At 69.8% G+C, this 14,549-nt stretch carries 9 protein-coding genes, 1 tRNA gene and 2 pseudogenes; 1 reads left to right on the top strand and 11 read right to left on the bottom strand.

What is annotated here, in order from left to right:
* Positions 1–184: 184 nt before the first annotated feature.
* From BFN33_RS37225 to BFN33_RS37200, 6 genes and pseudogenes are all read right to left on the bottom strand, one after another.
* A pseudogene (locus tag BFN33_RS37225) lies at positions 185–1,379 on the bottom strand (IS4 family transposase); the annotation flags it as partial.
* A gap of 57 nt (positions 1,380–1,436) precedes the next feature.
* Positions 1,437–2,159 (bottom strand): response regulator transcription factor, encoded by a 723-nt coding sequence (locus BFN33_RS37220; RefSeq protein ID WP_176742547.1) that lies wholly within the window; start codon positions 2,157–2,159, stop codon positions 1,437–1,439.
* On the bottom strand, positions 2,156–3,283 hold the full coding sequence (locus tag BFN33_RS37215; protein ID WP_256122962.1) for a sensor histidine kinase: 1,128 nt from the start codon (positions 3,281–3,283) through the stop codon (positions 2,156–2,158). The genes BFN33_RS37220 and BFN33_RS37215 overlap by 4 nt, the downstream gene beginning before the upstream one ends.
* 214 nt (positions 3,284–3,497) lie before the next feature.
* Positions 3,498–4,013, bottom strand: coding sequence for a hypothetical protein (locus BFN33_RS37210; protein WP_069764591.1), 516 nt, complete (start codon positions 4,011–4,013; stop codon positions 3,498–3,500).
* A 222-nt stretch (positions 4,014–4,235) separates the two neighbouring features.
* The gene (locus BFN33_RS37205) at positions 4,236–4,892 is read right to left on the bottom strand and encodes a transposase (RefSeq protein ID WP_256122961.1); all 657 of its coding nucleotides are present in this window, start codon (positions 4,890–4,892) and stop codon (positions 4,236–4,238) included.
* An 809-nt stretch (positions 4,893–5,701) separates the two neighbouring features.
* Positions 5,702–6,172: an ester cyclase gene (locus tag BFN33_RS37200; RefSeq protein ID WP_069764590.1), complete on the bottom strand. Its 471-nt coding sequence runs from the start codon at positions 6,170–6,172 to the stop codon at positions 5,702–5,704.
* Between the two features lie 102 nt (positions 6,173–6,274).
* Between BFN33_RS37200 and BFN33_RS37195 the strand changes: the two genes are divergently transcribed.
* A complete protein-coding gene (locus BFN33_RS37195) occupies positions 6,275–6,610 on the top strand; it encodes a helix-turn-helix domain-containing protein (RefSeq protein ID WP_069764589.1) in 336 nt (111 codons plus the stop codon).
* 134 nt (positions 6,611–6,744) lie between these two features.
* On the opposite strand, the pseudogene BFN33_RS37190 reads toward BFN33_RS37195, so the two are convergent.
* From BFN33_RS37190 to tmk, 5 genes and pseudogenes are all read right to left on the bottom strand, one after another.
* Positions 6,745–7,536: pseudogene (locus tag BFN33_RS37190) on the bottom strand (IS5 family transposase).
* Between the two features lie 635 nt (positions 7,537–8,171).
* Positions 8,172–8,245 (bottom strand) — tRNA-Thr (locus BFN33_RS37185).
* Positions 8,246–8,352: 107 nt separating this feature from the next.
* The gene (locus BFN33_RS37180; RefSeq protein ID WP_069764588.1) at positions 8,353–9,927 is read right to left on the bottom strand and encodes an alpha/beta hydrolase; all 1,575 of its coding nucleotides are present in this window, start codon (positions 9,925–9,927) and stop codon (positions 8,353–8,355) included.
* A gap of 71 nt (positions 9,928–9,998) precedes the next feature.
* Positions 9,999–11,204, bottom strand: coding sequence for a DNA polymerase III subunit delta' (locus BFN33_RS37175; protein WP_069764587.1), 1,206 nt, complete (start codon positions 11,202–11,204; stop codon positions 9,999–10,001).
* Between the two features lie 158 nt (positions 11,205–11,362).
* On the bottom strand, positions 11,363–14,509 hold the full coding sequence (gene tmk, locus BFN33_RS37170) for a dTMP kinase (RefSeq protein WP_069764586.1): 3,147 nt from the start codon (positions 14,507–14,509) through the stop codon (positions 11,363–11,365).
* Positions 14,510–14,549 lie beyond the last annotated feature (40 nt).

Genomic DNA, 14,549 nt, shown 5'->3' with positions numbered 1-14,549 from the left:
TGGCACCAACGATGGTGATGGCCGGAACGCATGGGCGGTCTGCAACCTGGTGGACGGCGCGTTTGAGGGGCCAGTTGGCGACTTTGCGTTTGATGACGCGGGGGTTGGCCCGGCGGCGTCGCCGTGGCAGGAGGCGTTCGAGGAGTTCAGCGTGGGTGGCCTTGACCGCGCGGGCGAGTCGACCGGGGGGAAATGCCGCCTGGTCGGTGACCTGGCGGCGCACGACGCGCAGTGAGCGGGTGAAGGAGATCCGGTCGGGGTCGCGTTCGGCTTGTCGTGCAGCCTGGTGCATCAGGTGCCGGATGGCGTGGTGGACGAGCAGAAAGCCGTAAAGCTCCTGCTCGACCCCGTCAGGGTGCTGCGAACGCAGCACCAGGCGCGACCCGCCCAGGTGAGTCTTGATTTCGTCGAGGGTGGACTCGAACTCCCATCGCTGGGCGTAGAGGGCGGCCAGTTCCGCGGCCGGGGCCTTGTCCGGGTCAAGAATCGTGGTGATGAGCCGGTAGACGCCCTCATGGCCAGCGATCGTGTATTCCACCGCGCGTACTGGCACCCCACGACGGGTGTGGTGGATGTCGCTCCGGTCGAAGATTTCGGTGAGGTAGGAGCCGTCCGACAACTGCTCGACCACCGGCAGCACGAGGTCTTTGCGGACTCGCCACAGCAGGTCCGCCCTCGTGGCCGCGGCTGTGCGCCACAGGTCCACGCCGTAGAAGCCACGGTCGGCCAGCAGCAGCATCCCCGGCCGCAGGGACACCAGGACCGCCCGGGCCAGAGCCTGCTCTCCGGTGCGCAGAGCTCCGATCGCAGCATCGAAAATGGCGTGGGTGCCGCACTCCACCAGGCCGACCATGCGCAACTGCGGGTAGCCGACGTTCTGTTCACCGCGCCCGGAGCGGGGCGGACGGCCAAACGCCTCCACGTTCGCCTTCGTGTCGGGCAGGTCGAATGTGGTGCCGTCGATCGCGGTCAGCCGCCAGTCGCGGTAGAAGGCGCCCTGAGTGTCCGGTGTGGCAACCGGACGGCACACCCGCGCGAACAACTGCCGCAACGGCGCCACCCCCAGCCGGGACCTGGCCTTCCAGATCGCCGCTGCACTCGGCACCACCCACGATGTACGCCAATGCCGCGCACCCTGCAAACCCGCGGTCAGCAGTCGGGCGACCTCTTCATAGCTCTGCCCGGAAAACAGGCACATTGCCAGCACGAAGTAGACCACCAGCCGGGCCGGCAGCAGCCGGTTCCGCTGCTGCACCCGACACCGTCTCCGCCAACACCTCGTCCACAAGCGACTGAGGAAACGCCTGTGTCAGCACCCCGACCGCGACCCGGTCCGACAGCAGCTCACCAGATGACTTCAGCTGACCCGCTCTTGCCACACCAACAACAACGACCGGATTACCCCTAAGTTACCGGTATTGCACCCTAGTTCAACCCTAGTCCCAGGGCTCGACCAACTTGTTGCGATAGGCGTAGCCGACGGCCTGGGCACGGTCGGCTACGCCGATCTTGGTGAAGATACGGTTGATGTGCGTCTTCACCGTGGCCGGGCTGACGACGAGCCGGGCACAGATCTCCGCGTTGGACAGGCCCCGGGCGATGAGGGTGAGTACCTGGGTCTCGCGCGGGGTCAGAATGTCGGAAGGTGCGGGAGTTTGCGGCGTGTGGGCCTGTTTTCGCTGCGCGGCGGGCGGTGCGACCTCTCTGGTCTGCACGGCCGCGACCAGGCGGGCCTGTACCTCAGGATCGAGCCAGATACGGCCATCGTGGACGCTGCGGATGGCGTCCTCGATCGCGTCGTCGTCGGCGTCCTTGGTGAGATAGCCCCGCGCTCCCGCCTGCAGTGCCGGGAAGACGGAGTCGTCGTCGGCGTAGGTGGTCAGCACGAGTATCTTGCAGCCGGGTACCTGCTCACGCAGTGTCGCAGTGGCCGCGACACCGTTGAGGACCGGCATGTTCAGGTCCATCAGTACTACGTCCGGGGCCAGTTGTCCGGCGAGCAGCACCGCTTCCGCACCGTCACGGGCTGCGCCGACCACCTCGATGCCGTCCAGCATGTCGATCAGCAGGACCAGGCCCTTGCGTACGATCTGCTGATCGTCCGCGACCAGTACTTTGATCTTCTCGCCGTCAGATGCCGTCTCGCTGGGCTCCGTCACGCGGGTATCTCCATCCGTACTTCCCATCCGTGCGCTGTCGGCCCCGCGTGCAGGGTGCCACCGACCCCGGTCACGCGTTCGCGCATGCCGGTCAGCCCCAGGCCGGAGCCTTCGACCAGTGCCGCCCGGACCGGTCCCGGCCCGGTCCGGCGGTCTTCGACGGTCAGGATTGTGGCCGTGGGCTCATAGACGAGCGTCACCGTGGCCTGCGCGTCGCGTGCGTAGCGGACCGTATTGGTCAACGCCTCCTGCACACCGCGGTACAGGGCTTCACCCGCGTCGGGCTGCAGCTCCCGGTGCGGCCCGATCACGGACAGTGTCACGTCGAGCTCCAGGTCCACCCGATAGCGTTTGACCAGTTCGGGCAGCCGCTCGAGAGAGGGCACGCGCTCACCGCGCAGCGCCCGCACAGCCCGGCGCGCATCGGCCACACCTTCCTTGACCAGCCCACCGGCCCGGTCCAGTAGCCCCCGCAGATCCCCGCTCGCCTGGTCGCGCCGGGCCATCCGCCGGGCGGCCTGTATCTGCACGGCCAGTCCGGACAGGGTATGGGCGAGCACGTCGTGCAGATCCTGGGCGATCCGGGTGCGTTCGGCCAGCGCCGCCGCCTCGGTCTCCGCCTCCCGGGCGTCCTCGAGCTGGGCCAGCAGCACGGTGACGGCCACCTCGTTGATGATCGACTGCCGCACCACAATGCCCACGACGGCCAGAAGGACGCCGAACAGGACCTGATGCAGGAAGTTGTCGGTACCGCCGTCCAACCCGGCGGCCGCCGCGCCGGTCAGACAGCCCATGACGACGACCGCGAGCACGGTGGCCGCCCGTCGCTCCAGGATGAGGAAGGCCATCAGGACCACGACGGACGGCGGCAGGGTGGACATCGAGCCGGGCTGCAGGATGCCCAGAGCAAACCCGAAGCCGTCCACCAGCACGCAGAACACCAGGCAGCGGGCAGGGCGACCGGTGAGGGGCCACAGGTTCGACGCGACCGCGGCCATGGGCAGCAAACAGCCGACGAGCACCAGGGTGACTGCCAGGTGCCTGCCTCTGACGCCGGGGGCGGGGGAAGCGTGCAGGGACTGGACGGCGATGGCGGCCATGACCCCCCACAACACGGGCTGCATACGCCGGCCCCTGCCTTCGCGTCGCTCCCGGGCACTGGCAAGAGCCACGGCCAGCCGTGGACTGACCTGGCCCGTCGGCTGAAGTGTGTCCGTCACTTCTGAAGAATAGATGCAGGCTGCGCCGCTGATCGCAAAGCCCGGCCCGGGCCCGCGAACGCGGAACCGGGCCAGGGGCGGAGTGTGTTGCGAGCGGCGGTCTGCTGAGTGCCACGCTTCAGGCCACGGCGGGGGCGGCAAGGGGGGAGGTAAGCCGGTAGGCCCGGACGCGCACCACCACCAGACGGCACACCACCTGAGTGACGGCCATCAGCAGCAGCGCGGCGGTCCAGGCGGCGGTGCCGGTGATCAGGTTGTCGCGGCTGAACTGCGCAATGCTGTGAGCGCCGCTGTGCTCGGCCCAGTACACGAAGGTCGAGCGCGCGCCCATGCCCAGCACCCACAGAAGGGCGGCCAGCCACCCGGCTTTGGAGTACGCGGCGCCGTCCTCGGTCACGCTGACGCGGGTGGCCAGTCCACTGGCCAGTCCGAGCACTATGCCCATCGTGACGCCGAAGAGGTCCAGCTGGACGTCGTGGCCCTCGGTCGGGAAGGAATGAAGGTAGTGCGCGGCCGCGGCGCTGACGGACACCAGCGGCAACAGGAGCGTGCGGGGCGTCAGACGGCCGCCGCGCATCTGCGGAATCACCAGAAGGATCAGGGCGGCGGAGATGAGGTAGTCAGTCGTCGTCATGGGGAAGAGCTTGCCGCCCGCGGCGCCGCACGGCCTCGGCCCGTGGGTTGACTCCTGGTTTGATACCTGGCGTCAACCCACGGGTTGACGCACGAGACCGCCCGGTTACGTCAGCCCGTGGCCGAGCGGGTAGAGCTCGCGGGCCGGGTCGTCCGCCCGTGGCATCGAGCGTGGGTTCTCGCTGTTCCTCAGGCGCACGAGACTGGTCGCCGCTTTGTTGGCTCAGAGGTCGTTTTCAGATCTGGCGCAGGGCCTGCACCTGCCGTCGTGGAGGGCGGGCAGGTAGCGGTGGACGTAGCGCAGGAGCAGACGGACGTCCTCGCCGGCGTCCTTGATCCGGGTCTTGGGCTTGGAGGGGTTCTTTCCCAGTCGGGCCGCGCGGCCGTAGCACTTGCCCCAGTCCTCTGTCACCAGACCGACCAGTTCGTGCGGCGCCCGGCGGGCGAGTTCCTCCAGGGCGGCGCGCATCGCCTCGGTGACCGGCTCCAGGCGGCTCAGGTCCCGCACCGCGGCCAGGACGTGGGTGGAGTCGGTGCACTGCCGGCCGCGTTCCCGGACCAGGCCGACGGCTCTGATCTTCTCCAGCGCGAGGTCCAGCAGCTTGTCGGCCCAGCCCTCCTCGGCCAGGCGCTCACGGAAGTCGGCGAGAACGCTGTGGTGGAAGCCTGGGTCCTCCAGCTCCATGCCCATCGCGTATTTGAAGTCGATGCGGTTCCGCACCGACTCGGCGGCCTGCCGGTCGGACAGCTCCAGCAGGAACCGCAGGACCGACACAGTCGCCAACTGGGCAGGTGACAGGCCCGGCTTGCCGTCCCGCGGATACCACTCCTCGAAGTCCTCGTCGCTCCACAGGCCGTTGAGATGGTCACGGATGGCCATAGCCGTGGTGCCCCTGGGGTTGCTCGCACGAGCGACTCGCACCGTCAGCTCGGGAATCACGCAGCCCGTACGGGGGCGAACACACATCTCGGTCCTCCGGAGTCGCGGGACGCCAAGTCCCACCCGCACACATCTCCGAACCCGAGATTCCCGGCAGGGCCACCACGAACGAGTGAACGCCATCGACACGTCAGCCACTCCAGTCACGTGGACAACGGCCGACACGAACGAAGCGTTCGCCTAACGGTCACCAACGCATCGCTGCGGCCATCAGGGGGTAGCCGGCCTACCTGTAAAGCTCTGATCAGGGAAAACACATCGCTTCACCAGCACGTCGACCACGCTGGACGACTCCGATTTTCAAGATCCACGACAGCGTCAGCGGATCGCGTCGAGCGCCGCGCGGTGGCAGTACGCCTCCGGCCGCCGCCCCTGCCTGCGCATCCAGCCGGCACCGGCAGCAGCGGCCGGACCTCGGCCCACTCCTCGTCCGTCATGTCCGTCGGGTACCGGCGCTGCCGTTCGGGCCGGTCGGCCGCGTTGCCGTACTCATGCGCGAGGCAATCACACGTTGGAGCGGCCGAGTTGGACTGCCGGGCCATCGACACGGAAGACTGCGGCGCAGGGGCCTCCTGGTGCTCTATGGATTCGACACCCACGAGCTGTTCACGAGGCCCCGTCTGCATGCTCTGGCCACGGAAGGATCACCGGACCGGGAATCCGCGTTCGACCGCCACCGCTCAAGATCGAAAAGACAACAGCTCCTCACGGGCGGCCGTCGCCCGAGAAGATCTCGACCATCACGCAGGCTACGTGCCCGTGGTGATCTGCTGGGTGAGCTTGAGCATTTCTTCGATGTGGTAGATCTCGCTGATCTTGCCGTCGACAATGCGCTTGATGTCCTGGCCGTGGAAATCGACCGGGTTGCCGCTGGCGGCGAACCCGAACGCGTCTCCGGTGTGGGTCGCGGTCATCCGCCACTGGAGGACGACCCAGCCGCCAGGCAGCTCTTCCTGGAACAGGATCCGAATCTGCCTGTTGGTGAATCCGTCACGGGTCGCGGCGATCAGCGCCCGTATGCCGTCGACGCCCGAGACGGCATCGGAAGCGGGGTTGTGGTCGATCAGATCAGGGGCGAACACCTCATCCGCCCCGGCGACGTCCCCGGCGACATACAGCTCCAGCTCGCGCGCGGCGACCCGCAACGCGGTGGTCGTGGCCGAGCGCACCATCTCGCTTGCGGTGTTGGCCGTAGTGATCGCGGGCATGTCGTCCTCCATGGTGCGTGGTGCGGGCTGACCACGAAACGCGTAGGTCATGGACCTATTAGTGCACGTACTGCACCAGTTACATCAACTGCACTAATGGCATAAACTCGAACCATGACTGCTGACCGTCTTCCGGAGTGCGGCGTCCCCCGGTTCATCACCCTGCTCGACGGGCCGTGGGCCACCCTTATCGTGCGCGAACTCCTGCGCGGACCCCACCGCTTCACAGAGTTGCGCGACGCCCTGCCCGGCATCAGCCCGCACACCCTGACCAGCCGGCTGCGCCTGTTCGAGCGACACGGCATCGTCCTGCGCACCGCCTATTCGGAGATTCCCCCACGGGTCGAGTACCGGCTCACTCCCCTCGGTGAAGGACTGCGCGTTGTCCTCGACACCATGGCCGCCTGGGCCCTGACAGTCCCCGACGGCGAGCCAGCAGCCACCGCGTGACCGTAGAAGTCGACTGACAGGCGGTTACTCAGCGTCGCCGCACCATCAGCCAGGGCTTAGAGGTCGCACGGATAGGCGTGTGGTCATGGTCGGCGGTTCGGGCGTTCGTCCCAGCGGTGAGTCGTCCACGCCCGTCACTTCAGGCTACGCACGGTGATGATCGTGTCGGCGAGGTCGAAGAACGCGTCGATGACGGTGACGCGCTGCTCGTAGCAGCGGGCGAGGCGGTGAAAGGCGTTTTGCCAGGCGTGAGTACGCTCCACGTGCCAACGTCGACTGGCCTGGATGGGCGCTTTCTCACCCTAGTGTGCGATACGTCCATGCTGGCCGCGTTCGTTGAGCAACGTGCGGGTTCTGTCCGAGTCGTAGCCGGCGTCCAGGTGCACGGTGATCCCGTCGGGCAGCGGGCCAAGGTCGTTGAGGCGGTCCAGGGTTGGGGCGAGCAGCGGAGAGTCATGTTGGTTGGCTCCGGTCAGGACACGGCCCAGTGGAATGCCGTATCCGTCCGTCATGCCTGAGCGCTTCAGCCCCTGCTTGCCGCGGTCGACTGGTGAACGTCCGGCGGCCTCGCCGCCGCCGGGAGTCTTGGTGATGGAGCCGTCCACGGCGATCTGGTCGAGGACGAGGCCAACGATCCGGTCGTATGACTCCAGCGCGATCTGCTTGAGCCTGACGAAGACGCCGAGTCGTATCCACTCGTCACGACGGTCGCGGATCGTGGTGGCCGAGCAGGTCGTGTCGGCGATCGCCTCATAAGAACAGCCGAAGCGTAGTAACTGCAGCATCTTGTCGAAGATGATCCGGTCGCCAATGCGTCGGCGGTGGCAGCCGAGCGGATGGTGCGGGTGGAACTCGGGCCGCTCGGGCAGCAGCGCCTGGAATTGGTCCCAGAGTGGTTCGGTCAGCCATGAGGGCAACGTGGGCACGGGTCTCCCAGTGATCACAGAGTGTCGCCAGCCCGTGATCACCAGATCTTTGAGTCGCGGCTTGTGGGTGGATCAGTGGCCGACCGGAGAGGTGGGCCGGTGGCGCCGGGCCATCGAGGCGGTGCCAGCTGAGGCCGTCCCACTCGATCAGAACGGGTACGGCGTATGGAAGAGGAGCTCCCCAGACCAGGGCACACGGCCACCGAGCGGCGGGAGGTCATGGGCCGGGCCCGCGCACGTGACGGGGAGTTCATCCTCTACCGCGGCCACTCAGGGCGCGGGATCAGCTGCCGTGCCTGCTTGATGGGGTTGGGCCGTTGTCTGGTTGTCGGATACATACAAGCCATCGGTCGGCGATGAGCCCAGAAATGCAGCCTCTGATGGCCGCCCCAGCACTGCGGCTGCACTCATGGCCGCACATTGGCCGCACCTGATTCTTGACGCCATGTCAGCTATGGCCGTCATTACCACAAAGGCCCAGTTCAGAGGTTCAGGACCTCGACATCGCCACAGCGCCCGCACCTTCGACCTACGCATTGCGATGCGCAGACCGCACGTGTCCATTTGGTCCGAATTCCAAGGTCAAACAAAACAAGAAACCCCAGGTCAAAGGCCCGACCTGGGGTTCACCACAGAGCCGCCTTCGGGATTCGAACCCGAGACCTACGCATTACGAGTGCGTTGCTCTGGCCATCTGAGCTAAGGCGGCGCGCCGTCCGCACCATGGTGCGGTCAGCAACGTCGGTAAGTCTACACAGTTTCCGGGGGTGCTCCGCACCAGCCCTCGGGGCACCCCGGACGGTCGCGCGACCAGGGTTAGGAGCAGCGTTTCCCGTCCACCGGAGGGGTGCCGCGGAGCAGATACGCGTCGATCGCGGAGTCGATGCAGGTGCTGCCGCGGCCGTAGGCGGTGTGGCCGTCGCCGTCGTAGGTGAGCAGGCGGCCCGAGGAGAGTTGGGTGGCCAGGGCCCGGGCCCAGCGGTAGGGGGTGGCCGGGTCGCGGGTGGTGCCGACCACGACGATCGGGGCGGCCCCCTTCGCCTTGATGCGGTGCGGCTCGCCCGTGGGGCCGACCGGCCAGTACGCGCAGTTGAGGGAGGCCCAGGCGAGGCCCTCGCCGAAGACGGGGGACGCCTTCTCGAAGGCCGGGACGGCCTTCTCGACCTCCTCCGGACTGTCGTAGGCGGGCGGGAGGTCGAGGCAGTTCACGGCCGCGTTGGCGGACATCAGATTGCTGTAGTGGCCGTCGGCGCCCCGCGCGTAGTAGCTGTCCGCGAGGACCAGCAGCCCGGCGCCGTCCTTCTCCTTCATCGCCGCGCCGAGCGCCTCCCGCAGCTGGGCCCAGGAGCTCTCGTCGTACATCGCCGCGATCACACCGGTCGTGGCGAGGGCCTCGCCGAGGCTACGGCGGTCCGCGTCACCGGTGGGGACCGGATGCGCGTCCAGCTCGGCGAAGAAGGCCCTGAGCTTCTGGCCGGCCCGCGCGGTCGTCGTGGTCTTCGTGCCGAGCGGGCAGTCCGGCTGCTGCACACAGTCCTTCGCGAACGACTGGAACGCCGTCTCGAAGCCCGCCGTCTGGTCGAAGTTCAGCCGGCGCGCGGACAGCGAGGGGTCCATCGCGCCGTCCAGCACCAGCCGCCCCGAGCGGCCGGGGAACAGTCCCGCGTAGGTCGCCCCGAGGAACGTCCCGTACGACGCCCCCACGTAGTTCAGCTTCCTGTCGCCGAGCGCCGCCCGCACGATGTCCATGTCCCGGGCCGTCTCGACCGTCGACACATGCCGCAGCAGCTTCGCCGAGTGCGCGCCGCACCCTTCCGCGAACTTCTTGTAGGCGTCGACCAGTTCGGCGGTCTCGCGTCCGTCGTCGGGGGTGACGTCCGTCTGGGCGTACGTGTCCATGGCCCGCCCGTCGAGGCACTTGACGGGCTCGCTGCGGGCGACCCCGCGCGGATCCACCGCGACCATGTCGTAGCGGGCCCGCACCGCGGCCGGGTAGCCGATCCCGGCGTACGCCTGCAGGTAGCCGACCGCCGAGCCGCCCGGTCCGCCCGGGTTCACGAACAGCGACCCGAGGCGCTTGCCCGGCCCGGTGGCCTTCTTGCGGGAGACGGCGAGCCGGACGTCCCCGTCACCCGTCCTGTCGTAGTCGAGGGGCACCTTCAGCGTGGCGCACTCGAACCCGGGGACCCCGCAGCCGTGCCAGCGCGCCTTCTGTCCGTAGTACGGCGTGAGGGCGGCCGGCGTCGACCGGGGCAGCGGGGCCAGCGCCACGTCCGCGGCCGACGTGGCCGCATTCGTCGAAGCACCCGCGGAGCAGGCGGAGGTGAGCAGCGCGGCAGCCAGAAGAATGCCGCCAGTGCGGAGGGAGCGGGAGCTGCGCCTGGTGTACATCAGACGAGCGTAACTCTGTGCAGTTTACTGATCACAATCCGTGTAAACAAAGCCTCTTACGAGTGACGTGGTCAACCTGCTCTGAGCGCCATCGTCATCGCCTCGACCGCGAGCAGCGGGGCCACATTGCGGTCGAGAGCCTCACGGCAGGCGCCGATCGCCTCGATCCGCCGGAGCGTGGTCTCCGGGGAGCTGCCGCGGGCGAGCCGCTCCAGGGCTTCCTCGGCGTCCACGTTGGCGATCGCCACCCGTGAGCCGAGCTGGAGAGCGAGGACATCACGGTAGAAGGCGGTGAGATCGGTCAGCGCCAGGTCGAGGCTGTCGCGCTGGGTGCGGGTGCGGCGGCGCTTCTGCCGGTCCTCCAGGTCCTTCATCACGCCCGCCGTGCCGCGGGGCATCCGGCCGCCCTGGGAGGCACCCATCGCGGCCTTCAGCTCCTCGGTCTCCTTGCCGTCCATCTCCTCGGCGAGCTGCTTGGCGTCGTCGGCCGCCGCGTCGACGAGTTCCTGCGCGGCCCTGAGGCAGCCGCCGACGTCCTCGACGCGCAGCGGCAACTTCAGAACGGCGGCGCGGCGCTCACGGGCGGCCGGGTCGGTGGCGAGGCGGCGGGCGCGGTCGACATGGCCCTGGGTGGCACGGGCGGCGGCCATCGCGGCGGCGGGCTCGACGCCCTCCCGGCGCACGAGCATGTCGGCGACGGCCGCCACGGAGGGGGTGCTCAGGTTCAGGTGGCGGCAGCGGGAGCGGATCGTCGGCAGGACGTCCTCGATGGACGGCGCGCACAGCAGCCAGACGGTACGGGGGGCGGGCTCCTCCACGGCTTTGAGGACCGCGTTGGCCGACTTCTCGTTCAGCCGCTCGGCGTCCTCGACCAGGATGATCTGCCAGCGGCCGGTGGCCGGCGAGGTGAACGACTTCCTGACGGTGTCCCGCATGTCGTCGGCGAGGATCTGGCTGCCGATGGCTGCCACGGAGGTGACGTCGGCGTGGGTGCCGATGAGTGCCGTATGGCAGCCGTCGCAGAACCCGCAGCCCGGGATTCCACCGAGAGCCCGGTCCGGACTGACGCACTGCAGCGCGGCCGCGAAGGCCCGCGCCGTCTGGTTCCGGCCCGCCCCCGGGGGTCCCGTGAACAGCCAGGCATGCGTCATCTTCGACGCCTCGGGCGGCGGGGTGCCGGTGGTGACGGCGGTGACCTGGGCGTCGGCGTCCTTGGCGGCGGCCGCGAGCTGCTCGCTGACCCTCTCCTGGCCGACCAGGTCGTCCCATACGGTCATGGGTCACGCCGCCCTTTCGTCTTGCTTCGCGCTACGGGATCCATTCGCGCTACGGGATCCATTGTGCGGGCGACCACTGACAACGGGGCCGACAGTCGGTCGTCGGCCCCGGGCCGGTGGGCGCCGGCCACAACGCGCCCGCAGTCGCGGAACGACCGCTAGCGCCCCCGGCGTCGGCCGCGGTCGTCTCCGTACTCGTCGTCGTGCGGTCCGAGCAGCTCATCGGCGAGCGTAGGAAGGTCGTCCAACGGCGTCTCCTCGGCCCAGTCCGACCGCGCCCTCCGCCGAGGAGTCCCCGTCTCGTCGACCTGCGGCAGCTCCCGCGTGCGCTCCTCGTCGCGGAAGTACCCCGGCGGCACCCGATCCGAGGGCTCCTCCCCCGGCACCGGAGGCAGCACGGCCGTCTCGTCGGCGGAACCCGGCGGGACGGGAGGCAGCACCGCGGTCTCGTCCGCCGCACCCGGAGGCACCGGCGGCTGCGGCAGCTCGGCCGTCACCTCGGCGTCGGAGGTGGACCCACCGGAGGCCCCACCCGCGGACGCGTCCTCGTCGTCCTTCTCCATGGGCACCCGGGGCAGCACAGCCGTCTCGTCCACCGGCCCGCCCGACGCGTTCGTCGGCGTCACCACAGGAGTGGGCACGGTCGCCGCGTCCATGCCCGCAGTGGGAGTGGCAGCCTGCTTGGGCCCCGCCTCCGCCGCCGCGGCCGCGGACTCGGCGAGCCGCCGGGCCTCCTCCGCCCGCAGCAACGCCTCCTCCGCCTTGCGCTGCTTCTCCAGCCGCCGCTCCTCGGCCTCGGCACGCAGTCGCGCCTCCTCCTCGGCCCGCTTGCGGGAGGCCTCCTCCTGGGCCTTGCGCCGCGCCTCTTCCTCGGCGCGCGCCTTCTCCTCGGCGAGAAGACGGACCCGCTCCTCCTCGGCCCGCCTGCGCGCTTCCTCGGCCCGCAGCCGGGCCTCCTCCGCCTGCCGCTCGGCCTCGCGACGCTGGGCCTCCTCCAGCTCGCGCCGCTTGCGCTCCTCCTCCTCGGCCTTCAGCCGGGCCAGCTGCTCCTGGCGCTCACGCTCCAGGCGCTCCTCCTCGGCCTTGCGCGCGGCCTCTTCCTCGGCCTTGCGGCGCGCTTCCTCCTCGGCCTTGCGCCGGGCCTCCTCCTGCTCCCTGATCTCCTGCTCGGAGAGCGGCAGCATCTGGTCGAGCCGATGCCGAACGACGGTCGTGACGGCCTCGGGCTCCTGCCCGGCGTCCACGACCAGGTACCGCCCGGGGTCGGCGGCGGCCAGCGTGAGGAATCCGGAGCGCACGCGCGCGTGGAACTCCGCCGGCTCCGACTCCAGCCGGTCCGGCGCCTCGGTGAACCGCTCGCGGGCGATCTCCGGGGACACGTCCAGCAGGACGGTCAGATGAGGCACCAGACCGTCCGTCGCCCAGCGGTTGATGCGGGCGATCTCCGTCGGGGACAGGTCGCGCCCAGCGCCCTGGTAGGCCACGGAGGAGTCGGTGTAGCGGTCCGAGATCACCACCGCACCGCGCTCCAGTGCGGGCCTGACCACGGTGTCCACGTGCTCCGCGCGGTCCGCCGCGTACAGCAGTGCCTCCGCCCGGTGCGAGAGCCCGGTGCTCGACACGTCCAGCAGGATCGACCGCAGCCGCTTGCCCACCGGGGTCGCCCCGGGCTCGCGTGTCAGCACGACCTCGTGGCCCTTGGCCCGGATCCACTCGGCGAGCGCCTCGGCCTGGGTGGACTTCCCGGCCCCGTCGCCGCCCTCCAGCGCGATGAAGAAGCCCGTGTCGGCGGGCACGGTCACCGGGTCGTCGCCGCCGAGCAGCGCGTCCCGCAGGTCGTGCCGCAGGGGGACGCCGGACCGGTCGTCGACCTTGGCCAGCACCAGCGCGGCGACCGGCAGCAACAGCGCGCCGACCAGCATGAGGGTGAACGCGGCGCCGCCGTGCGCGAACACGAACTTGCCGTTCACCAGCCGGTGCGGGCCGATCGCCGCGGCCACCACGGGGGCGACGAGCGCGCCGAGCGCCACACCGACCCGCACGACCGCGTGCAGATGCTCGGTGGTCCGCGCCCGGCGGTACTCCTCGGTCTCCTGGTCGAGCAGGGTGTGCCCGGTGTTCGCGGCCACACCCGCGCCGACACCGGCCAGCACGTCGATCAGCAGCACGGTGGTGACATCCGGGACGAGCCCGGCGGCCAGCAGGGCGATGCCGGTGAAGGCGATCGCCAACGCGAGCAGCCGCCGCCGCGACAGGGAGACCAGCACCCTGGGCGCCATACGGACACCGACCACGACACCGCCGGTCAGCGCGGTCACCATCAGGCCGTACATCACCGGGCCGCCGCCCAGGTCCTTGGCGTGCAGCACGGCGACGGCCACGGCGGCCGCGATCGCTCCGGCGACGGCCACGCAGGCCGCCACCAGCAGCGGCATCGCGCCGGTACGGCCCTTGTCGACGCCGGTGCCCGTCTTGGGCCGGCGCAGCCCCTCCAGCGGCGAACGCGCGCGCGGGGTGCGCGTGCCGGGCAGTTCCAGGAAGGTCAGCACGGACAGGGACGCGGCGAACAGACCTGCCGCGACGTACGACGCGAGGGCCGCCTGGTGCTGGCCGAACCAGTCGAGGCCGGAGCCCAGCAGGTTGTTGAGCAGGCCGGCGACGACGAGCGCGGCACCGGCCAGCGGGATCGCCACGAACGTCGTCCGCAGCGACAGGCGGCGCAGTGCGTCCAGGTGGTCCGGCAGCGGCCGTACCGTCGCCCCCTCCGGGGGAGGTTCCGGGAGCAGGGCGGGCGCCGCGCTCTCGCGGCACACCGTCCAGAAGCGCTCGGCGACCCCGGTCACGAAGGCGGTCACCAGGAGCATCGCGAGGGCGTTGTCCGGCGTCCAGTCGATCCACAGCGGCGCGACGATGAGCAGGGCGAGCCTGACTCCGTCCGCGCCGACCATGGTCCACCGGCGGTCGAGCGGCCCCTCGTGCGAAGTGAGCGAGGTCAGCGGGCCGAGCAGGACGGCGCCGAAGAGCAGCGTCGCCAGGATGCGCGTACCGAAGACGGTCGCCACTGCGAACGCCACGCCTCGGTAGCCGCCGCCGAACGAGCCCTGGGCGATGGCCGCCTGAAGGGCCAGCAGCACCAGCACCAGAAGCGCGAGGGTGTCGCCGATCCCGCCGACGAGTTGGGCGCTCCACAGGCGTTTCAGCTGGGGCCTGCGCAGCAGGGCGCGGGCGGCGCGCTCGCGGGAGTCCGCGACCAGGGCGTCGTCGGGGGCCGGGTCAAGGGCCGTTGGCTGGTCGGCACGCGTCATGCATTCAGCCTATCGGGAGCCACTGACAGCCCGGGGAGCG

Source organism: Streptomyces sp. LUP47B, assembly GCF_001746295.1.
In the GTDB taxonomy this organism is placed as follows: Bacteria; Actinomycetota; Actinomycetes; order Streptomycetales; family Streptomycetaceae; genus Streptomyces.
The sequence above is the reverse complement of the archived record's forward strand: the minus strand, read 5'-3'. Positions and strand labels throughout refer to the sequence as shown.